Source organism: Paenibacillus aestuarii, from assembly GCF_027789125.1.
Taxonomy (GTDB): Bacteria; Bacillota; Bacilli; order Paenibacillales; family NBRC-103111; genus Paenibacillus_E; species Paenibacillus_E aestuarii.
The window spans coordinates 1-22,509 of sequence record NZ_JAQFVF010000006.1; the positions used below are offsets into that span (position 1 = coordinate 1).

The 22,509-nt window shown below is 40.0% G+C and carries 15 protein-coding genes; 13 read left to right on the forward strand and 2 right to left on the reverse strand.

What is annotated here, in order from left to right; translation table 11 throughout:
- The first annotated feature begins 183 nt into the window (after nt 1-183).
- Complete coding sequence (locus tag O9139_RS01840) at nt 184-351, forward strand: hypothetical protein (RefSeq protein WP_270877747.1); 168 nt, start codon at nt 184-186, stop codon at nt 349-351.
- Between the two features lie 562 nt (nt 352-913).
- On the opposite strand, the gene O9139_RS01845 is transcribed toward O9139_RS01840, so the two are convergent.
- Nucleotides 914-1,738 carry an IS110 family RNA-guided transposase gene (locus tag O9139_RS01845; protein WP_333742438.1) on the reverse strand — a complete coding sequence of 275 codons (825 nt, stop codon included), beginning with the start codon at nt 1,736-1,738 and terminating at the stop codon, nt 914-916.
- Between O9139_RS01845 and O9139_RS01850 the strand changes: the two genes are divergently transcribed.
- From O9139_RS01850 to O9139_RS01900, 11 genes are all read left to right on the forward strand, one after another.
- Nucleotides 1,683-6,068 carry an RHS repeat domain-containing protein gene (locus tag O9139_RS01850; RefSeq protein ID WP_270877748.1) on the forward strand — a complete coding sequence of 1,462 codons (4,386 nt, stop codon included), beginning with the start codon at nt 1,683-1,685 and terminating at the stop codon, nt 6,066-6,068. The genes O9139_RS01845 and O9139_RS01850 overlap by 56 nt on opposite strands.
- 29 nt (nt 6,069-6,097) lie before the next feature.
- A complete protein-coding gene (locus tag O9139_RS01855; protein WP_270877749.1) occupies nt 6,098-6,871 on the forward strand; it encodes a hypothetical protein in 774 nt (257 codons plus the stop codon).
- Nucleotides 6,872-7,301: 430 nt separating this feature from the next.
- Entirely contained in the window at nt 7,302-7,760 is a 459-nt protein-coding gene (locus O9139_RS01860; RefSeq protein ID WP_270877750.1) for an immunity 26/phosphotriesterase HocA family protein, read from the forward strand.
- 288 nt (nt 7,761-8,048) lie between these two features.
- Nucleotides 8,049-9,968 (forward strand): glycohydrolase toxin TNT-related protein, encoded by a 1,920-nt coding sequence (locus O9139_RS01865; RefSeq protein WP_270877751.1) that lies wholly within the window; start codon nt 8,049-8,051, stop codon nt 9,966-9,968.
- A gap of 5 nt (nt 9,969-9,973) precedes the next feature.
- Nucleotides 9,974-10,207 (forward strand): hypothetical protein, encoded by a 234-nt coding sequence (locus tag O9139_RS01870; RefSeq protein WP_270877752.1) that lies wholly within the window; start codon nt 9,974-9,976, stop codon nt 10,205-10,207.
- 136 nt (nt 10,208-10,343) lie between these two features.
- Nucleotides 10,344-11,162, forward strand: coding sequence for an RHS repeat protein (locus tag O9139_RS01875; RefSeq protein WP_270877753.1), 819 nt, complete (start codon nt 10,344-10,346; stop codon nt 11,160-11,162).
- The gene (locus O9139_RS01880; RefSeq protein ID WP_270877754.1) at nt 11,155-11,577 is read left to right on the forward strand and encodes a hypothetical protein; all 423 of its coding nucleotides are present in this window, start codon (nt 11,155-11,157) and stop codon (nt 11,575-11,577) included. Before O9139_RS01875 ends, O9139_RS01880 begins: the two co-directional genes overlap by 8 nt.
- Nucleotides 11,578-11,781: 204 nt before the next feature.
- A complete protein-coding gene (locus O9139_RS01885) occupies nt 11,782-12,099 on the forward strand; it encodes a hypothetical protein (RefSeq protein WP_270877755.1) in 318 nt (105 codons plus the stop codon).
- 366 nt (nt 12,100-12,465) lie between these two features.
- Nucleotides 12,466-12,693, forward strand: a complete 228-nt coding sequence (locus O9139_RS01890) for a hypothetical protein (RefSeq protein WP_270877756.1) — start codon at nt 12,466-12,468, stop codon at nt 12,691-12,693.
- Nucleotides 12,694-14,619: 1,926 nt separating this feature from the next.
- Nucleotides 14,620-16,296, forward strand: a complete 1,677-nt coding sequence (locus O9139_RS01895; protein WP_270877757.1) for a peptide ABC transporter substrate-binding protein — start codon at nt 14,620-14,622, stop codon at nt 16,294-16,296.
- A 709-nt stretch (nt 16,297-17,005) separates the two neighbouring features.
- Nucleotides 17,006-20,170 carry an S-layer homology domain-containing protein gene (locus O9139_RS01900; protein ID WP_270877758.1) on the forward strand — a complete coding sequence of 1,055 codons (3,165 nt, stop codon included), beginning with the start codon at nt 17,006-17,008 and terminating at the stop codon, nt 20,168-20,170.
- Between the two features lie 488 nt (nt 20,171-20,658).
- Here the strand turns inward: O9139_RS01900 and O9139_RS01905 are convergent, their stop codons facing one another.
- Entirely contained in the window at nt 20,659-21,594 is a 936-nt protein-coding gene (locus tag O9139_RS01905; protein WP_377523314.1) for an alpha/beta hydrolase, read from the reverse strand.
- 146 nt (nt 21,595-21,740) lie between these two features.
- Between O9139_RS01905 and O9139_RS01910 the strand changes: the two genes are divergently transcribed.
- The gene (locus tag O9139_RS01910) at nt 21,741-22,358 is read left to right on the forward strand and encodes a TetR/AcrR family transcriptional regulator (RefSeq protein ID WP_270877759.1); all 618 of its coding nucleotides are present in this window, start codon (nt 21,741-21,743) and stop codon (nt 22,356-22,358) included.
- The last annotated feature ends 151 nt before the right edge of the window (nt 22,359-22,509 follow it).

The following is a 22,509-nucleotide window of genomic DNA, read 5'->3' on the forward strand; positions in this document are numbered from 1 at the left end:
GGGCAGGTTAGTTCCAATATATGGTACAATAAAACCGATCATATTCATTCTATTTAAGGGCTTAATAAGAAGGTTGTGAGGGTTACAAAGGATGACCTGAACGATGCAACTGCATCCTATCTTCAGGTAACGGTGGCGTAAACGCAGGAAGCAACGGTAGATATCTCTGAGAGGATGAGTGAAATGACAGGGAACCTGTTTCGAGTGCTGTTCATTGTGGTGATGATCGCCGTTATCGTGAGTGTCGATATACTTTACTTAAGACATCACTTTGCGACCCGGCTAATCGTCAACATCGGAATAGTTGCGGTGTTTGTCTCCGTCTATTTCATCTTTTTCAAGAAATCGTAAGCAAAGTACGACAGATTCTTACGTCGTTAAAGGGTACTATTGGAAGCAGCTGAGCTATCCGCTGAAGTAACGGACACGTTAGTTCAATTGAAAACAGCAGCAGTCTAAGACTTTGATATGAACGAAACCTGTCAAGCGACTCTGTTGCTCACTAGTTTTTGGCGTACTTAAATAAGAGTCTGTCTTTCCATACTTTAAGGTCCCCCGGCATTCCATTTGCCGGGCCTGCCTTACGGCGAGTAACGGGTGCAGGGAGTGTACTCCCTGCGTTTCCCCCTTAGGGGACGGAAGGGGTGGATCATTCATTAGCTCGGAGGCAAAAACAATTCGCTGGTTGGCAATCTGATATCCGTGGATTCTCACACATTCTACATACGTCTGAAGAGTATACCGCTAACTATTTACAGGCATTCGCCACTAAGAGCTGCACAAAAGTCTTACGCGGATTTTCTCTTCACCTTACCTGATTTGCCCCCGAGGTAATAAATGATCTCGCCCCAGCATCACCGCTTCCTTCTGATTGTTTTTCTTGTATTCTAATATCGAATCTTGCTACTTTGCTTCATACTGCAATGCTTTGTCTACCATTGTTTATCTCCTTCGCAATCGCCCACACAAATCCTGCGAGTTCCCTAGCGATAGCAACGGTGATGGCTCCCTTATGTTTTCCCGTCCGCATCATGCTTTTGAATTTCTTGTGCAGACGATTTTGTGCCTCCCAAGCAATCCTTTGTACCTCTGGTGGTAGACCGGTAATACGTTCTCTCATCTTCCTTTTAACCGCGGGGCTATAACGGTAGCTCCAAGCTGATTCCACTAATACTCTCCGAAGATGAGCGTTGCCTGCCTTTGTTATCTTGCCTTGCCAGCGGCCATCACCTGAAGAACTTTCGCTTGGAACAAGGCCGCAATAGCTCATAAAAGATGAGGCGTGTGGGAATCGCAAAATATTGCAAATCTCTGATGCAAGTGTCGTTGCAGTAAGAACAGCCACACCACGTAATGCTTGCAGTGCTTGAATTAGCAGTGCTTGTATATTAATTTCCGCTTGTCTTTCAATCTCCTTTTCATACCTCTTAATTCTTTCTTTGGTTTCCCATATGCTTTGCCGATATTCCTGGTAAGCAAGACGTTGACAGTCGTTTGCGAACTTTAGAGTGTCGAGCCACGCTTCGTAAGCATGAGTCCAAGGACTAGAACCCTCTGGATTTGCAAGCTGATTACGTAGCAGAAATTTTCCTAACCGCTGCTTGTACCGATTCAAATCTTCCTTTGCGTCTTCCCTAGCACGAACTAAGTCACGCAAAGCTTCATCCTCAGGTGCAGCTGATATGAGTCTTCCCGGCAGAAACGGGCTAGGGTTTACGCTCAGCAGGTCATATGACAGCGGTTCTTCTCAGTTTAACCAAATGGTATTATACGGTATCACGAATGGAACTGTACAACCCGATGAGGAAAGACGCTTTCCTCTCGGGAAAGGATGGACGTGGAATATCTCTTACATAGAAATCAGCGGTACTAGTAAGTTCCTTCATCTTGGAGGATCAGGCGTTTATAAGATTGATGATTCAAATAATCTTGTAGGCTACACGTGGAAGGATCTTACCTTTTCAAGGAGCACAGCCTCAGTAAATGGACAAACAGCCGCGTATGTACTAACGTCCATTCAGAAAGTCAGTCAGTACTTTAACGCTCAAGGTCAACTCATTCAAATATCAGATGCATTTAATAACACGATTAATTTTACTTACACAAATGATGGCGTGTACGGTTCAGTTCTACAAAGTATTACGGATGCCATTGGAAACACGATTACAATCACTTATGGCCCTAATAAGGTATTCTTAACTAAAGGAAACCAAACCGTCACTTATTATAAGATTATTCAGAACGGGAAAGAATTACTCAGCCAAGTTGAAGATGCTGTAGGAAGAAAAATAACCTATGATTATGCGGTTAAAGATGCACAATTTAATTTAGTTGGTACAACTCCAAATACAAGTAATCCTTACGCCTTGTTAATTGGTGTGACACATCCAACAGGTTCTAAATCGATATACCAATATGAAAACACTGCTGTAACTCGATACACAGGGAAAAATGCAGTTAACCAAGTTTATCGAGTGACATCACGTGAGGATCAATTTACTAGAACGGATGGTTCCACTGAAATTGATAATCATAAGGACATTACGTATCCAATAAGCGATATGGGTAGTTCATACGATACGCCATATTCATTTACAGTAATGATCAAAGATGGGTTGACAGAAACAACTTTTACAAACAAAAAAGTTTATATTGATGAAAATACACCTGCTGTATTCTATAACATGAATGTGGTATCCAATTCTTCTTACAATGGAAAAACGTACACGAATACAACAGATTACGTCTACGATGAGGTGAAAAGATGGACTTCACCATTATCAACGAAAGTAACACAAGCTGAAACTGGAAACAGCGATACAAGAATCACTACGACGTCAAAATCATATGACGATTATGGTAATGTAACGAGTATTATAGACGTGCTAGGAGAAACGGCAAAGACAACCTATACTTATGATTCAACTTCACATCTACTCGTTGGTATGTCTAAACCAGTTTCATCAACACAAACCCAGTATACGGAATATGTCCGTGATGCTGTTCATGGAAATATAACGACTTTACGTGTGCGAGATGGAAGTGCATCAGGACCTATCTTGCGAGAAACCATAAATGAAAATTTTGATTCTTATGGCAATCCAACACAAACAAAGGTTAAAAAAGACGTGAGCGGATACATTACCGTCCAAACCGAATACAATGCATCAGCTCCGTATTTAGGAGCCTACCCCACAAAACAAACTATTTTAGTGACAGATGCGAATGGTGTATCAACAACTGTAAATAAGCAATATGATTATAATACAATCACAGGTCAACTGAAGACATTTATTGATGGAAGAAATAACTCGACTAACTATGTATATGATGCTATAGGTCGTGTAACGAGAGTAATTCACCCAGATAATAGCTATTCACAGATAGATTATTATGATTTGCAGAATCAAATGCAACAAACTGATGAAACGGGAATTCAGTCAGTAGTTAAATGGAATCCACTGGGATTAAAAGAAGATGCAGGAATAAACGATCTTGGCACATACAAATCTAAAATTAAATATCATTATGACTCAAATGGGCGGCTATCCTGGACAGAAGATGCTTTAGGAAATCGTACTACGTATGGCTATGATCAATGGAGTCGTCAGAATATGATCACGAATCCAGATGCCTCATCATCAAGTATTCTATATGATGATATTGCTAACACCAAAACGAGTACCGATGCCGAGGAGTATTCCACTAAGGACATTTATGATGTTGCCGGTCGTGTTACGAGTAAGGAAGAAACCAAGAAGGTTGTAGATGAAGACACTAAGACTACTAAATTTATAACAACACCTCTAGGCTGGTTCACGTTTGATTATGCCGGGCACTTGCTTACAGCGACAGATAATAGGAAACCAACAAAGAATACCACAACATACAGTTATGATACTCTCGGGCTCCTTATCAGTGTCTTGGACGCTAAAAATGATTCTACATCATACCAATATGATAGTCTTGGAAATTTGCTGCAAGTTACATATCCGGATTTAAAAACAGACTTGAAGAAATATGATGAGATTAGCAGATTGATTCAAACGACTGATGCTAACGGCAAAATTGAAAAGTTCTTTTATGATCAGAATGGCAATCAGGTAGGGTTAATTGATCGCAACTTGAATTATTTTAAATACACGTTTGATAATAAAAACCTTGTAGTTAAGAAAGAAATTACAGATTCATCATGGAACCCAGTCTCTGAAGAGTCGATCGGTTTCAGTTATGATTTAGCTGGCAGACGAACGGAGATGAGGGATGGAACAGGTGCTACTTCGTATAGTTATAATAAATCGACAGGTGTTTTAAATACTCAGACGTATCCGGATGGAAAAACGATTGAGTATGACTACGATGCCGTAGGCAACCGTTTTATGATGAACGATCCATTTGGGTCTAATACGTATTATCACTATGATTCAAGTAATAGACTAGATGTTGTTGCGCCATCATCTGACTTTCTTAACAATAGTAATACTTCGGATTATTATGCTAAATATAATTATTTTAGCAATAGTTTGTTAAAGAAGATTACACAGAAGAATGGAGTTACTTCAGAGTTTATTTATGATGGTTTAAGGATTGGTTCATTAACCGAGAAAAAGTCAGATAATACAGTAATAAATGTTTTTGCTTATACTTATGATAACAATGGAAATCAGGATACTAGAACTGAGCAACAGGGAAGCAATCCTGCAGTTACAAACAACTTCCATTATGATCCCTTGAATCGTATCTCAACTTCAGATCAGTTCAACGAAAGTTATGGATACGATAATCGTGGTAACCGTACCACCATGTCGACAAGTAACCCTGTTGAACGTCCTGACTCGACATTGACCTTCGATAAACGAGATCGTCTTACGAATGTAACTTTAACTAGCGGTGGAAATGTGTCTTACAAATACAACGGTGATGGACTGCTTTGGGAGCGGACAGAGAACGGACTGACGACGAGATATTATTGGGATGGCGACCAAGTTATTGCGGAAGCAAATGTTATAAGCGGTGTTGCAACACTAAAAGCGCGTTATATACGTGGACAAGGACTTATATCTCGCGAAGATAACAAAGGTAAAGCGTACTATCTTCAAAACGGACATGGTGACGTGGTAAACTTGATGGATAGTACAGGTAATACAAAGCTAAACTCCTACCAGTATGACATTTTCGGGAACATCGTTAGCCAGCGAGAGAATCTGCCGCAGACGTTTAAGTATAGCGGCGAAATGCAGGATGTTACGACAGGGCTGCAATATCTGAGGGTTCGATGGTACGATCCGAGTATCGGACGGTTTGTTGGGGAGGATTCTTATGAAGGGCAAATTAATAATCCATTATCTGAAAATCGCTTTATCTACGTTGAGAACAACCCGCTTACACAAATAGATCCTACAGGACACTGGTGTACGTCTAAGGATGGTAATTGGTCTCATCCAGGCGCTTGTGATGACTCCAGTAACAAAGCAAGGGAGACCTTAGATTCAAAAGATGACATTGGAAGAGACATAATAGAAAACGGAAAAACTACGGGGAAAGCTACCGAGGGAATAATTGTTCATTCTATTGTTGAGACTTACTTCAAAAGCGAATTTGGTGACTTGGCAGATGTTGAAGTTGCTGTTCCTGTTCCTAGTAACCCCTCAGGTTGGGGAAGAGCTGATATGACCTTAACCATTGGTTCTATTAGAGAAGTATATGAACTTAAGCCAATTACTTACAATCCTAATACAAAATATAACGAATTAGGAAAAGAACAATTAAGAGGATATGTTGAAGGATTCAATAACTCAGATCCCGACACCATAACTGTAGATGGAACGACATGGAATCCCAATGGACTGCGGTTATTCTATCCCCCAGAGTATAAAACGAAGGAAATTGCTCTTTATACTTATGAAAGCGACCCTGGAATGATATACTATAAATTAGTTGATAAAAACGAAGGCAAAACATCTAAAGTACGTGTATTAGTTCCTGTATTAACAGATGTTGATGTACCTGTAATGCCAAGAGTAACATTACCAGAAATACCCGCAGGTATGTCTCCAGCTATACCTTAAATATTTATCTTTAATAGGAGAATTAGCAAATGAACATTAAAAAAGCGATTGAAAAAATAGTATCACCAGAAATTTCGAAATATGGATTCAATTTTATTGGTAAAAAGGATAGCCTCTCATGGAGATATAGTAAAGAAAAGGATGATTTCCATCAATATATTACATTCACTAGAAGTCAATTCGATTTAAATTGTATTCGAATTGAATTTTCTACTTCATTAAACGAGATGGATATTGTTTATGGTAGTCAGTTGATTCTAGATTCTAAATATCTTGATAGAGGATTTTGGCGATTCAGTGATGAGAGGTCATTGGAGTCTACTCTTCAAATTCTTAAGAATTTAATTATTGAAAAAGGGATTGAATGTTTAGATATACTTAGTATTCCTATATTGAAGCCCTCCGCTGATGCAAGTAAGATTTTATTATCAGTTGATAATAAAAAGCAAAGAGCTGAAAGATTTGCAACTGAACAAAAACTAGATTTTTCCATTGAATCTCTACTAATACTGGAACGAAACATAGAAACACAGAAAAGTAATAGGGACGATGTTGATTGGGAGTATATTTTTGAATCAAGCATATACTTTGGTGAAGTAACCATAAATCAATTTAATGGTGAGTGGAGGTGGGATGAAAGACAACAAACAACTGTTATAGGGAGCATTGCAGGTAAACAAATCACCGTTGCGCCTCTGCTACATGTAACACGCTTTTGGGGTAATCCAAAACGAAGTTCATACAGTTTGTTTAAGATAATTAATGACATCGATCAAGTAATAAAACTTACATTAAATAATTAAATCCACAACCGCCTTGCGAACTTCGCTTGGCGGTTCTTCCTTTATCCGTCGATTTATCACTAACAACACAGATAAGCGCTCAGAAAGTATGAGCGGTAATTGTAACTTGATGCACTTAACACTGAACTCAAAGCGTTCCGCCTGGTAGAATGCTGTACTAAACTGCTTATCCAGCATTAGCCTTATCACCGATGATATGTCAGAGAGCATACAAGCTTATTTTGAGGGGAGCAGAAGCAAGGTAAGACCAAACATAAAGCATATGGAGCATAAGAAGACCGTTAAAGCGGTACATCCAAAGCTTTCCAGCGACAGGCGTAAGACAAGGCACATTGTACAGAGACGTATATGGTATCGTGCTGCTATAGACTGGGCACAAGAATGGTATGAAGGACAAAAATAAAGATAGGATTTCACTGAGCTAATTAAAATGAAGAGTTCAAGAAAAAAGCCACTAGAAGGGGATGTTTTCATCCTACAGCCTCAAGATAATCTATTCATGTACGGTAAGGTTATTAAGGTTAATGTTTCGAGTAAAGATCCTTTTGTTAATGGTGGGAATTTGGTGTACATTTACAAAAAACAATCTGCTGACAAAATAATGCCCGATGTTTTAAGTCCTAATGATTTGTTATTTCCTCCTATGGTAACGAATCACCAAGGGTGGCTGAAAGGATATTTTGAAATGATTGGGAACAATGGAATCACTGAGGATGAACTAGATGTTAACTTTGGATTTTGGCACAAAACGTCAGAGAAATTTTATAATCTACATGGCGAAGTGCTTCAGGATGAGCCTCTCCAGTGGACAGGCTCAGGCTTGGTAAGTTACGGAGGCATAGGCCGAGCCATTCACAGGATATTTCGTGGAGAATCACATCTACTGTAAGAGGAGGTAGGCAAATGGGAGCTTGGGGATTAGGAATTATGGACGATGATCTAACATTCGATATTCAGTCAGAGTTTGAGGATGCTATAGCCTAGGGATTAGATGTTACTCAGGCTACTGAGAGAGTCTTGGAAGCTTTTGAGGATGTAACGGATGATGAGGATGATGGCCCGATACTATATCTCGTTCTGTCTCAATTGCAACTGGATAAGAATTGTTTGCTTCAGGAAATAAGAGAACAAGCGCTGCATATCATTACAAATGGAATTGGGTTAGAACGGTGGGGCGATGCCGGAGGAATCTGAAGAGTCGATCGGTTTCAGTTATGATTTAGCTGGCAGACGAACAGAGATGAGTGATGGCACAGGTACTACTTCGTATAGTTATAATAAATCGACAGGTATTTTAAATACTCAGACCTATCCAGATGGAAAAACGATTGATTATGACTACGATGCTGTAGGCAACCGGTTTATGATGAACGATCCATTTGGGTCTAATACGTATTATCACTATGATTCAAGTAATAGACTAGATGTTGTTGCTCCATCATCTGACTTTCTAAACAATAGTAATACTTCGGATTATTATGCCAAATATAATTATTTTAGCAATAGTTTGTTAAAGAAGATTACACAGAAGAATGGAGTTACTTCAGAGTTTATTTATGATGGTTTAAGGATTGGTTCATTAACCGAGAAAAAGTCAGATAATACAGTAATAAATGTTTTTTCTTATACTTATGATAACAATGGAAATCAGGATACTAGAACTGAGCAACAGGGAAGTAATCCTGCTGTTACAAACAACTTCCATTATGATCCCTTGAATCGTATCTCAACTTCAGATCAGTTTAACGAAAGTTATGGATACGATAATCGTGGTAACCGTACAACCATGTCGACAAGTAACCCTGTTGAACGTCCTGACTCGACAATGACCTTCGATAAACGAGATCGTCTTACGAATGTAACTTTAACTAGCGGTGGAAATGTGTCCTACAAATACAACGGTGATGGACTGCTTTGGGAGCGGACAGAGAACGGACTGACGACAAGATATTATTGGGATGGCGACCAAGTTATTGCGGAAGCAAACGTTATAAGTGGTGTTACAACACTAAAAGCGCGTTATATACGTGGACAAGGACTTATATCTCGCGAAGATAACAAAAGTAAAGCGTACTATCTTCAAAACGGACACGGTGACGTGGTAAACTTGATGGATAGTACGGGGACGACGAAGCTGAATTCGTACCAGTATGACATCTTCGGAAATATTGTGAGCCAACAAGAGAACTTGCCACAGCCATTTAAATATAGCGGTGAGATGATGGATGATAAGGTTGGGCTGCAGTATTTGAGGGCTAGATGGTATGATCCGAGTATTGGGCGGTTTGTTGGGGAGGATACTTTTGGCGGTTCTGTGACAAATCCGTTGAGTCAAAATAGATTTACTTATGTTTATAACAATCCTTTAACGAATGTTGACCCTACAGGACACTGGTGTACTGCAAGTGTTGGCGACAAAACCTACTCACACCCTGGTGGCTGCAATGATGGTTCGGGTGATCAAGATGGTGGAAGGACAAACGGTTCTGGGTACACAAAAGATGAAATTCATAATGGTGAGTACTACTATGATGATAATGGGCAACTAAAGCAATATTTTAATAAAGGCGCCCCTCATATTAGTGACCCTTCTGGAATTTCACAAACTGTAGTAGGATGTGCCACTGATTCTCAATGTGCTGGTTTTGTTACAGGAGGCGTTGCATCTTCTGGTGCAACTATTGCCAACGGAGCAAGAGCAGGCTGGGGTCTAGTTACGACTGGTGCAAGGAAAGCATGGGAATATTTTTTTGGTAATAAGAAAGATTCAGCTCCAGAAATCGAATGGCCACCGAATATGGGCTTTGATGGGGAAGCAGAAACAACTACTCTCTCCCCTGGTACGTTGGTTGACCGTTATGGATATGAGGGTGGTAGTTTTGTTTCTCCACAAGGTACTCCATTTGCACAGAGGGCGTTACCCGCTAGTTATGAGTCTGATAAACCTTATCATGTTTATGAAGTCGTTAATTCTTTGGAAGTAAAATCAGGTAGAATTGCACCATGGTTTGGTCAACCTGGTGGCGGTACCCAGTATCTACTTCCAAATTCTGTGAAGGATTTAATTGAATCAGGAGTGTTAAGGGAGGTGAAGTAGTTAAAATGACAAAAAAAGAACTCCTTAAACGTTTTAAAGATGAGAATATTCCTGCTTCTTGTTACTCCTTGGAAGGTGGACTACCAGGAGAAAAGTGGTGTATCGGAAAAACTCTCACTAGTTGGGAAGTCTACTACAGTGAGAGAGGAATAAAAAGTGATTTAAAAATTTTTAGTTCAGAAGCAGAAGCATGTGATGATCTTTATAACAGAATTAAAGGAGCATCGAAATACTGGTAAGATGTAACTATTGACCGCCTTGCGACTACCGCTTGGCGGTTCATCTTTTTATTGTTCCCGCCCGCTGCACTACACAATGACAATGAATTTGAACGTAAGGTAAAGATAGGCTTGGTTAAGCTATTTTAGCAACAATTTGTTAAAGAAGATCACACAAAGGAATGGAAATACATCAGAGTTTATTTATGATGGCTTAAGGATTGGTTCATTAACTGAGAAAAAGTCAGATGATACAGTAATAAATGCATTTGCTTATTCTTATGATAACAATGGAAATCAAGAAACAAGAACGGAGCAACAGGGAAGCAATCCTGCGGTTACAAACAACTTCCACTATGATCCTTTGAATCGTGTCTCAACCTCAGATCAGTTTAATGAAAGTTATGGTTACGATAACCGAGGTAACCGAAATAGCATGTCAACGAGTAAGCCATTTGAAAGTCCTGATTCAACCCGTACTTATGATAAGCGTGACCGGTTAACCAATGTGGCTTTGACTGGCAGTGGGAATGTTTCGTACAGATACAATGGAGACGGGTTGCTTTATGAAAGGACAGAGAACGGGCAAACGACTCGATACTACTGGGATGGTGACCAGGTCATTGCGGAAGCTAATGTTGTAAGTGGTGTTGCAACACTGAAAGCACGTTATGTTCGTGGACAAGGCTTAATAGCTCGTGAAGATAAACAAGGTAAATCGTATTATCTTCAAAACGGACACGGTGACGTGGTAAACTTGATGGATAGTACAGGAACCACAAAGCTTAATTCGTACCAGTATGACATATGGGGTAACATCGTCAGCCAGCAGGAGAATCTGCCACAGTCGTTTAAGTATAGTGGTGAAATGCAGGACAGCACGACTGGACTGCAATATTTGAGGGCTAGATGGTATGATCCGAGTATGGGACGGTTTGTTGGGGAGGATAGTGTAACAGGACAAGTGTATGCTTGATGATTTATTGGTTTTAAGTAACCATTTAATAGACTTGCTTGGTTACAATGATATTCTTCCTGTAGCTAACGATAACGAATTAGATGAATTTCATCAGGAATTAAAAAAAATCATGCAACAGTTTTTACAAAAATATGATTCTGACGGTTCTATTTACTTTGAAGCAGTTGAACGCTATAACTCAATTTTAAACAGTTTTATTGATAATTATGTTTTACGGGAAGATCTGCCAAAGTTATTGACAGGTTTAATTATGTACAACTTGACCCAGGTATTAATCAGAACTAAATATGTTATTGACCCATTAAATAATAAATTAATGAGTGAGTGCAAAAAGGATTTAGAAGACCCAATAACACATATATTCTGGGACATAGAAGAAAGAGTGCATAAAATTTTTTGTAAATACAATTAATCAAAAATACCACTCTACCGCCTTGCGACCATCGCTTGGCGGTTCTTCTTTTTCTGGTTGCCCGCCTAATAGTGTTAGAATTCACAACCGTGGACCGATCAAGCAATAACAAACAATTTTCACTATGATTCCTTGAATCGCATCTCCACTTCAGATCAGTTTAACCAAAGTTATGGATACGATAACAGAGGAAACCGAAACAGCATGTCAACGGATAAGCCATTTGAAAGTCCTGACTCAACGCGAAATTTTGATAAACGAGATCGATTAACCAATGTGACACTGACTGACGTTGGGAATGTTTCATACAGATACAACGGAGACGGGTTGCTTTATGAATGGACTGAGAATGGGCAAACCACTCGGTATTACTGTGATGGTGATCAGATAATTGGCGAAGCTAATATTGTAGATGGGGCTGTAACATTAAAAGCACGTTATGTTCGTGGACAGGGACTGATCACTCTAGAAGATAGTCAGGGCAAATCATATTATCTTCAAAACGGAACTCTGCGAGTTTAGTATTAAGTGCATCATTTTCACGATTTTCACCGTCAAAGGTAGGATTTAATGTTGGGAAATGTTTTTATCCTTACTAATAAAATATCAAAATAAAAGGTGCTCTGACTTTGAGTGGCAAAGTGATACCTTTATAAAAATTACTGAAGTTGAAAAGAGTACGATACCAGGTTTTGTAACTCAGAAAACACTTTCTCAAATGGTTGAATACATGCGAAGAATGGAGTGGAAAATTGAGCAGTTAATTGGTAATGGAAGTGTTGAATCCGTCATGGGGGGTACTAATAACTGATACGGGGGCTCTCCTTGTTGTCTAATCTATTATAATTTTGAAGACTTGTATATAGCTTAGTTATCTGGGGATACTAGATGATAAGAAAAATTGGAATGGGGAATCTGCAATTGAATAAGGAAAAATTGAGTGAGCAATATGAACAGTGCCCCGCAGATTATATAATTGAGTTATTTAGTACACCGATCAAGAATGAAATGCTAAGCGACTCTGATTTTTACGAACTAATAAGAAAAGAAAGAGTTTATTCAAAATTCAAAAAACCACTACCAGAGTTAAAGAAAACTAAACAAGCTAGCCACTAGTCGCTTTGTGAACAATTTAAAAGGCTTTTATAGCAAAAAAATCCGTTTTTAGCCTGTGAGATGGCTTTAAACGGATTTTTTTCATTTTTATTTGACTTCTCATATAAGAATCGTCGAAAATAAAGTTTTAGACTGGATCGATGGTTAACGGGCAGACTAGCTTAAATAATTCGGTAAACCTGAGCCTTTGTAGAATGCTAATATATTACACCTTTACCCTTTTGGCAGCTAATTCGTGTGCCCTTCTGACTTACATACCATAAATCGTAATCTATGATAGATATGGTGGAAGAGGGATAACAGTATGTGATGAATGGAAAGATTTCGAGGTATTTGTTAAATGGTCAATGTTAAACGGTTATAAAGACGGATTATCGATAGATCGATTAGATGTAAACGGTACGGCTAACGGGGAACGATTGAAAGAGATTGTAGGCGAAACGGTTTGTAAGAAGTACTTCAAAACTTATTTGTAATTCAGTTTTTATACCGGAAAACACCACTTCAAAACTTAATTTGTAAATCGATTTTAAAAGAAAAACCAGCAAACCCTTGAGTTTGCTGGTTTCTTTCACTTCAAAACTTATTTGTCACCCAACATTTTTTTTGTTGGAGGACAAATAAGTTTTGAAGTAGACAAAAAAGTTCTGAAGTAACAAATAAAGATTTGAAGTAACAAATAAAGTTTTGAAGTAGATGCGTTCACTCAATTCTGGGTGAAAGCTTATTTTGTCTGAGTTAATATTATGGTTGATTATCAGGGTAATCAAAAACGCCTCTTATTGGATGACAAATTGCTTTTGAAGTAGTAGACAATAAACTTTTAAGGCGACAAATAAAGTCTTGAAGTAACAAATTATGTTTTGAAGTAAAGTAGGCGTTCACTCAATCTATTGGGTGAACGCCTATTACATTCTTTTCAATGATTCCCGTTAGTGTCACATCCTGCATAGGGTGCGTGGATTGAAATATCTAATACCACCTTAACATCCAGCCATGTTTCTTTGGGTTGGATTAGGATGTGCTATTCGACTTTCTATTGAATACTTCTTTTTGACAGGTCCTGCAGTTGCGAGTTTGTTAGACGTGTTTGATTTCCCCTTTTCAATGGACTGACTTTAGCAGCTTATGGGACTTCGGGATTATGGCAACCCGAGGCTCATCCTCCCGGGTGTCGTTTCACTCGGGGGACCGTCATTCAGTAATTACGCAGATGCCAACAAGCAACTTCGCGAACTATCGGAAGCAATCGGCGCACGCGGGGCAATGTTGGAATGTCCTCTGATCGTACTTTGTGACGATAGCACCTTTGTCGGTGCGTCATTAACCAGCTTCTTGTAGACTACCTTTACCCGAAGCAATCCGTCCCATGTTATATGGGGTGAATGACGGTTTTGTGTTTAAGCATTGGGGGTGTGACAACGTCATTATCGACGCTCGGACGAAACCACATCACGCCCCACCGCTTGTCTCAGATCCGTCAATTGAAAAGCGAATTAACCGGCTGTTTGCAACCGGGGGCAGCTTAAATGGTGTGCATTAACGAAGTTGAGTTTGAAGATTTTATGAATAAAATATTGCTTTAGGAGTTTTAAATAAAGGGCAGCTACTTTAAGCAGACTGCCTTGATTTCAGACCGGAGGTATAAAGATAGTTCTCTTATGCGGTTAAAAAAGTACAAAACTCTAGCAGAGAAAGTGGTTCTCAATCGGAGGAGAGTGATTAGTAAAAGGTAGTTACTTGAAATAATTTAACATTGGTAAATTAACACTGGACAGATGCACTTATCATATATTATGCTTCATATACGTCATAATATATTACATGAAATTGAGATTAAGTTTCGGTTTTTGGTTTTTTGTGTTAGGTGTATGTTAGGTGGTGCACTTAAACACCTTAGAAGTGCATATTTTAAGGAGGAATTTTATGAAAGCGAAAAAGTGGGTTTCCACTGCGTTAGCATTAGCACTAGTAGGAAGTGTGGCTATCGGCTGTACCAAAAAAGAAGATTCGCCGTCGCCGTCAACAGCAACCGGTGAAGCCAAAACATCTGCAGCGCCATCCAAACCTCAGGAAGTTACGATGAACATTATTGCGGAACCGCCGGTTCTGGATGGTTCCATTGCAGATTCGGAAGCTTCTTTCACGATTATGAATGCTGTTAACGAAGGTTTGTTCCGTATTGATAAAGACGGTAAAGCACAACCGGGTCTTGCCAAGGATTTCCCTAAGATATCCCCTGACGGTTTAACATATACGATAGACATTCGCGATGCCAATTGGTCTGACGGCGTTCCGGTAAAGGCGCAAGATTTCGTATATTCTTATAAGCGCACTTTGGATCCTGCTGCTAAAGCTCCTTATGGCTTCATGGTAGGATGGCTTAAAGGGGGGGAAACGGCGCTTGCGGCAGATAGTCCTGAAAAATTAAAAGTTGCGCTTGATGCTGTTGGAGTAAAGGCGGTCACGGATAAGCAATTGGAAATTACTTTATCAAGGCCTGTAACTTTCTTTACAGAGCTTCTTGCTTTTCCAATCTTTTTCCCGCAAAGAGAAGATTTTGTGAAAGCTCAAGGTGATAAAAATGGTGCTGATGCCGATAAAGTTATTGGCGCCGGTCCCTTCAAATTAACCAAATGGGATCATGAACAAACGATTGTACTCGAAAAGAATAATAAATATTGGGATGCGGCTAACGTTAAATTGACCAAAGCCACGCTCAACATAGTTAAAGATACGAATACAGGTTTAAATCTATATGAAACTAACGCTTCAGATCTTGCTCTGATTAGAGGAGATCAAATTCCTCCATACAAAGGTAAGCCGGATCTTCTCATTAAAAAGGAATTAACGAATGGATATCTTCAATTCCAAGAGAAAAAAGTTCCAGCTCTAGCGAATAAGAAAATCCGCCAAGCTTTAGGGATGGCTATCGACCGTGATGGTTACGCTGATACTGTTAGCACGGGCACTTTCGTTTCCCCAGCAGGACTTGTACCTAACGGTACGTCCGATGGAGCTGGCGGAGATTTCCGCAAAACTGCTGGTGAAGTACAAAGTAAATTCGATGCCATTAAAGCTAAACAATTATTTGCAGAGGGTCTGAAGGAAATGAATCTGACCGCCCTTCCGAAGCTAAAACTCCTTGGCGATGATGCTGAAATTGACAAAAAAGGTCTAGAATTTATTGCTGCACAATGGAAACAAAATCTGGGTTTTGAAGTTGAGGTGAATCCGGTTCCTCATAAGTTGCGTCTGGCTCTATCCAACAGTCATGATTTTGACATTGTTCAATCCCGTTGGGGTGCCGACTACAACGATCCAATGACATTCCTTGATATGTTTATCACGGGTGGATCGTTTGATGAAGGTGATTATAGCAATCCCGACTATGATAAGAATGTAAAGGCTGCACAAACTGAAGCAGACCCGGCCAAACGCGCCAAGTTAATGGTAGATGCAGAGAAAATCATCATTGACGACGCTGGGGTATATCCTCTTTACTTCCGAAGCCGTCCATACGTGAAAAGACCTAGTGTTGAAGGCTTTTTCTTTCCTGTAGGCGGTCCAGAGTTCGAGCTCAAGTGGGTTAGTGTGAAATAAAGAAACAGTTAATATTGATAATGGGAAGGGGCCATCCGCATCTTGTTGGAACGGTCCCTTCTGAATGTTTACATTTCCTTTCGAAATATGAGGTCAACCAAAACTTTATTTGATATTAATTTTTCATGGAAAAACCAGCAAACCATTGAGTCTGCTGTTTTTTTGCACTTCAAAACATATTTGTCATCCAACAGATTTATTTTTCATTTATATTAATAATAAAAAACGGAGGCATGGCAGAAGCTTTTGGAACTTGAGGCTTTATTAGGTGGGCATACCATGAAATATCTCAAAGGAGAACGCATATCTTTATGTGACTTTATCCATGAGGATAGTGAACTTGAGCAGTTATTACTAAAAGAATTGTGTTAGGAAACTAGTACAATCTTTAATCAAAAGAGGACCTGATGGTCCTCTTTTTTGTGTTGGTAAAAGGACAGGATTTTTGGTACTAATCCTAAAGGCTCCTAATAAAAGAGTACAAACATAGTTGTGGAAAGAAGTCAGTTCAAGAATGCAGATATTGTATTCGTGACAGATGGAGATGATATCATGGAAACCATTGTTAAAATTTTAGACAGACTTCGAGTTTATATGACATATAAGCAAAATTTATGGTAAAATGGAACTAGGTATAATTATCCATATATTACTGCTGTACTATGTAAATAGCGTAATATACATTTTACCATCAGGAGGTAGTATCTTCATGTCAGGTAACAAAGCGTCTAAAAAGTTAATTTCGGGCATCATCGCATCATCCCTGGTATTCTCCGCATTTGGCGCAGTAGCAGCACCAATCGCATCTGCGAATGTTGTGGTAACAGCTCAACCTGCAGTAGCGGTTAGTAAATCTGTTTCAAACTTCAGCTTTGCTAATTTACCTGCAGGTTCTGCAGTGTTCCAAAGTAATGTTATTTCTAGCTTGGATTTCGGTGATGGTAACTCAAAAACTTTCACCGTGACGAATGGTGCAGGTTTCGGTACAGTCGTGCTTGATCAAAATTATGTAAACATGTCGGCATTGTTAGCCGATATCGAAGATCAATTGAGTTTGACTGGTGCGAATATCTACACTGAGTATGTTGACGAGACAGTATTTAGAATTATCTCCAATAACACTGGAAATTCTGCTGTCCTGACTCTATCTGGTACTGATGTTTCTACATTCTTCAACAACACATCTGCATCGGGTTACGACATTATTGATCGTGACAAGTATTTCACAATTAGTGATGGTGAAAATACAGCGCCTATCAACCTTACTACAAATTTAGATGATATGGATGATGTTGTAACAGCCATCAATACGGCACTAACTGCTTATAACGTAGCTATTGTAGCTTCATTGACTTCTGCTAACACGTTCACCCTGACATCATCTGCAACGGGTTCACTGGCGCAAATTGCTATCGGTGGAACAGACGCTTCTACCTTCTTTGCTCAATCACTGTACCAAGGTCAAAATGCGGCTCCTACCTTAACTGGTGTAACATTGAGCCAACCTGCTATAGGTGTAATTCAAGGTATGCCATCGGCGCCACCGATCATCGCAATAGCGCATTTCTCCGATAGTTCAACTCAAAATGTAACAGCTCTTGGTACTTGGTCTTATTCACCTCCAGGTATTGCGGTAATTGATGCACAAGGTATTGTAAGCGGAGGTGTGGTTGGCAATACAACAGCAACCTTCACGTACAATGGTCAAACAGCACCATTGATAATCAATGTTTTGCCGAACATTATGTTTCCGATGCCGATTGGTTTGAGTGTAGCATTCGATGAAGCAGACCTTGAAGTTGGCCAAACTCGTCAAGCCTTTGCAAATATTCTGATGAGCATTGGACCTTCAATCCCGTCCAACCCAACAACATCATGGGTTTCTTCTGCCCCGACAGTTGCAACGGTAGACACCAACGGTGTCGTAACAGGGGTAGCAAATGGAACTGCAATCATCACTGCAACTAACGGAGGGTTCACGCGGACTTTTGGTGTCACTGTGGTAAACGCAAAGCCCCAAGTCCCTACAGTCGTATCCTTAGCGGTAACACCGAACCCGATCTCGGTAGGAGTCGGTGCTACATCGACTACGGTCTTGGTAGCTACTTACTCTGATCAATCCACGAAAACCATCGCTCTTGCAGATGCGACTTGGGCAATTGATAATCCAACGGTTGCTGTAGTAGCGAATGGGGGAGTCCTCGGTCTTGGCGTAGGTTCTACCGTACTTACGATTACTTATGGTGGTCAATCGACGAATGTGCCAGTAATCGTAACGGCAGTTCAACAGCAACCTAAGGTTGTTAGCTTGACAGCTAGTCCAACTACTCTAACGATCATTGAACATAGTTCTGTAGCTAAACCAGTTGTAACTGCAACTTACAGTGATGCAACTACAGCGGTCATTGACACGGACTTAGCATGGTCGTTCCTTAATCCGAACATAGCTAGTTTCCAATTAGCTTCCACTGAAATTCACGGTATCTCACTAGGTGAGACAGTGGTAACAATCACGTATGGTGGTCAATCAGTTGCAGTGCCGATCTTGGTAATTCCTGCGTTACCTCAATTACCTACAATCACGGGTCTTGAACTTTCCCGAGAAACGGCGACTATGAACGTTGGTGGCTTTGCTGATGTTACGGCGCAAGTACATTTCTCTGATTCTTCATCGCTACCAGTAGCACAAGCAGATATCACTTGGACAAGTTCCGATAATTCAGTAGCAACGGTAGTCAACGGTCACATTGTTGGGGTGGCGAATGGTACTTCCGTAATCACTACGACTTACCAAGGTCAATCCGCTACAGTCAACGTAACAGTAGCACCTTATGTTGCGACTGTAACTTCCTTGACTGCAACTCAAAACGTAACTGTTGAAGTAGGCGCACAAGCTTCCTTGAACATCGTGGCACATATGTCAGACGACACTACTGTCCAAGCAGACCAAATTGCTTCCTTGGCAACTTCTAATTCTGCGATCCTTGACTATATCAACGGCAAAGCCTTAGGGGTAGCGGTTGGTACAGCGACAATCACGGCTACACTGCAAGGTCAATCCGTAACGATCAACGTAACGGTCGTCCCTGTTCCTAAGAATAATGATAACAACAATAACAACACTGGCGGTGGCGGTGGTGGCGTTACTACTCCACCAGTTACAACTCCTGAAACGAAGCCAGAAACAACACCTGAGACTAAGCCTCAGGCTCCTAAGGACATCTTTAACTCCGATGTTGTTAAAGCCGATAAGAGTGTAGTTGATGTTATCAAGCGACAAGTTGAAGAGCACAAATCGAACCCTACGCCTACACCAGAACCTTCTGATGTAAAAGGTCATTGGGCTGAGAAAACTGTTGAAACTTTCGTGAAACTTGGTATCATTCAAGGTTATGAAGATGGAACAGCTAAACCAGATGCTCCAATCACTCGTGCGGAGTTCGCATCCATCATTACTCGCGTATTCGCCATCTCGACTGGTACTAGCAATGCTGACCTGTCAGACGTAGGTAACCATTGGGCAAAAGGTGCTATCGAGGCTCTCGCTAAAGCTGGGGTAATTGGTGGATACGAAGATGGTTCTTTCAAACCAGACAAAACAATTTCCCGTGAAGAGATGGCAGTCATCTTGTCCCGAGTAATTAACCTCGGTGCAGTAAGCAAAGACGCTTCCAAAGGTAACTTTGGTGACGTAAGTGACTCCTACGCCGCTGATGCAATTAAACAACTAGCTCAAGCAGGGGTAGTTGATGGTAAAGACTCATCTGAGTTTGATCCTAAAGCTGATTCTTCCCGTGCGGAAGCTCTGCAAATCATCCTTAACGCTCTAAATCTTAACCCTGATATCAAGTCGCTATTGGACACGTTAAATTAAAGTCTAAATCTGAACAGAGTGAGTCTAGTTCTACTAGTTAGACAACTACATAAAGTAAATGAAATTAGGCTGGTCCTCTGGTGGAGGATCAGCCTTTTTGATATTTTGTAAGAAGCACTTCAAAACTAATTTGTATTTCAATCATTTTCGTCGTTCCAACCACTTCAAAACTCTATTTGTCATTTTATTTTCATGAAAAAGGCAGATAACCCTTGAGTTTGCTGCCTTTTAGCACTTCAAAACTAATTTGTCTCCCAATATTTTTTTTTGTTGGATGACAAATAAGTTTTGAAGTAGACAAAAAAGTTCTGAAGTAACAAATATAGGTTTGAAGTGGTATGAAATGCCGCCCTTCTTCGTGAACCATCAGAAGCAACCCTGCTTGGAAATTGGAGAAAGGCGAATTATAAGCCCTTTTCCACCACATAATCCGAATACCCAAAATATTGAAGGGTGTCTTCTTTTAGGCACCATCATTTGAAGTATTACTAAAGATTTTCTTGATAGAAAGCACCTAATTTTTCAACGGCTTTGCTCACTGGCTCTGGCCTGTCGTACAAGTCATAGTGGCTTGCCCCTTCTATAACGAACAAATCTTTTGTCTCAGAAGCTGCTCGGTTGTAAAGCTCATGGCCATCATTGTATGAACCAAACGCTCCTTGTACACCACCAACAATGATTTGTAAAGGTTGAGTCAGCAGACTTTCCGCTAAATGGAAAGCATCAAAGGCAATTATCGAGTCTATGCTGGTGAATTTCAATTTGTTTGGAGAGTTAGGGCTTTGACCTCTCGGCGTTCTGTAGTAATCAACCGCTCCTACAAGATCGATATCAGTCATACCGGCTTCTTCTCTTTCGGCATGACTATTAGGAATCCATTGAATAACATTAGGTTCAGCTCCGCGTGCTTCCGCAGTGCGTTGTTTAGCAACTTCCTCTAAAACTTTGATGGAATCGCCTTCACGATATCCGCGACCGATATTCGCGACGACGACTGTGCCAACTGCTTTGATGCGACGCTCTGTCATTGCAGCATTTACAGCATACCCGCCTCCTGCACAAACACCTAACACGCCAATACGATTTTCGTCGACATAATCTAGTGTAGTTAAGTAATCAACCGCACATCGAATATCCTCAACGCGTGCAGCCGGGTATTCGGCATAACGAGGTTCGCCCTCGCTTTCTCCTTGATAGGATGCATCGAATACGATCGTTACATATCCTAGCTCGGCAAGTTTCCCCGCATATATGCCCGCCGTCTGATCTTTACAGCTGCTGCCCGGATGAACGCAAATTATTGCCGGATTTTGTTTCTTTTCCTCAGCATGTTCAGGTACATTTAGAATCGCTGCCACTCGCAGCCCATGTGCATGAAATGTTACTTTCTTTTGAGTAAATGTCACAGTTAAAACCACCTTCATGAATAAAATACACTTGTGCGTATTAATTGCCTTGTGTATATTTACATTAAAATAAAGGTGAAGCTGATTCAATAACCACATTACGCAATAAATGTATTAATACACAAATTGATTTCATTGTGTATAAAATAAAGGTGGACCGCTGTATGGATAAAATTGATCGAAGAATTTTAAAGACTCGACAGTCTATTCAATCGACTTTTCTGCAAATGTTAGTTAAGGAAGGGTTTGACGAGATTACGGTTAGAAATATTACAGAGAAAGCCAACATTGGTCGAAAAACATTCTACCTGCATTACATGGATAAGTATGATCTGTTAGATCGGATTGTGGACGACCATATCGCGCAATTGCGAGAAGTATGTGATCAAAAAAAAGATATAGGGATCATAGAAGGTTCGATATTATGGTTTACTTATTTTGAGCAGCATAAATCATTTTTTGCCGCATTGTTTAAAAGTAAAGATGCTTCATCATTTCGCAAAAAACTATTGTCTTTTACTATAGGGGAAATAAGTAAAAAGATTAATGAGGATTCGCATCCAATTATCGATAAACAAATATTTTTGAAGTTTTTAGGAACCGCTACAATGGGAGTATTGGAATCTTATGTACTAGAAGAAATAGATAGAGATATTGAATCTGTAGCAACGCAAGTTGTACAACTATATAGACTAACATTAGAAAGACGAAACGAAGCAGAAGTTTATCGACATATTGAAAAAACTCGCCTCAAAAATACGTTGAGCTCCCATGAAAATTAAATCCGGAGTATCAGAAAAAGGCCGCACTAAATAAGACGCCACTTAATCATTTTTTAAAGCGTCTGGGGAATGGAGCTAGGAGTTAGCGGCAATTGTTACGGAGTAACCTAAGTTCTCTAATCTTCGAACGGCATACTTTACAATAGATTGC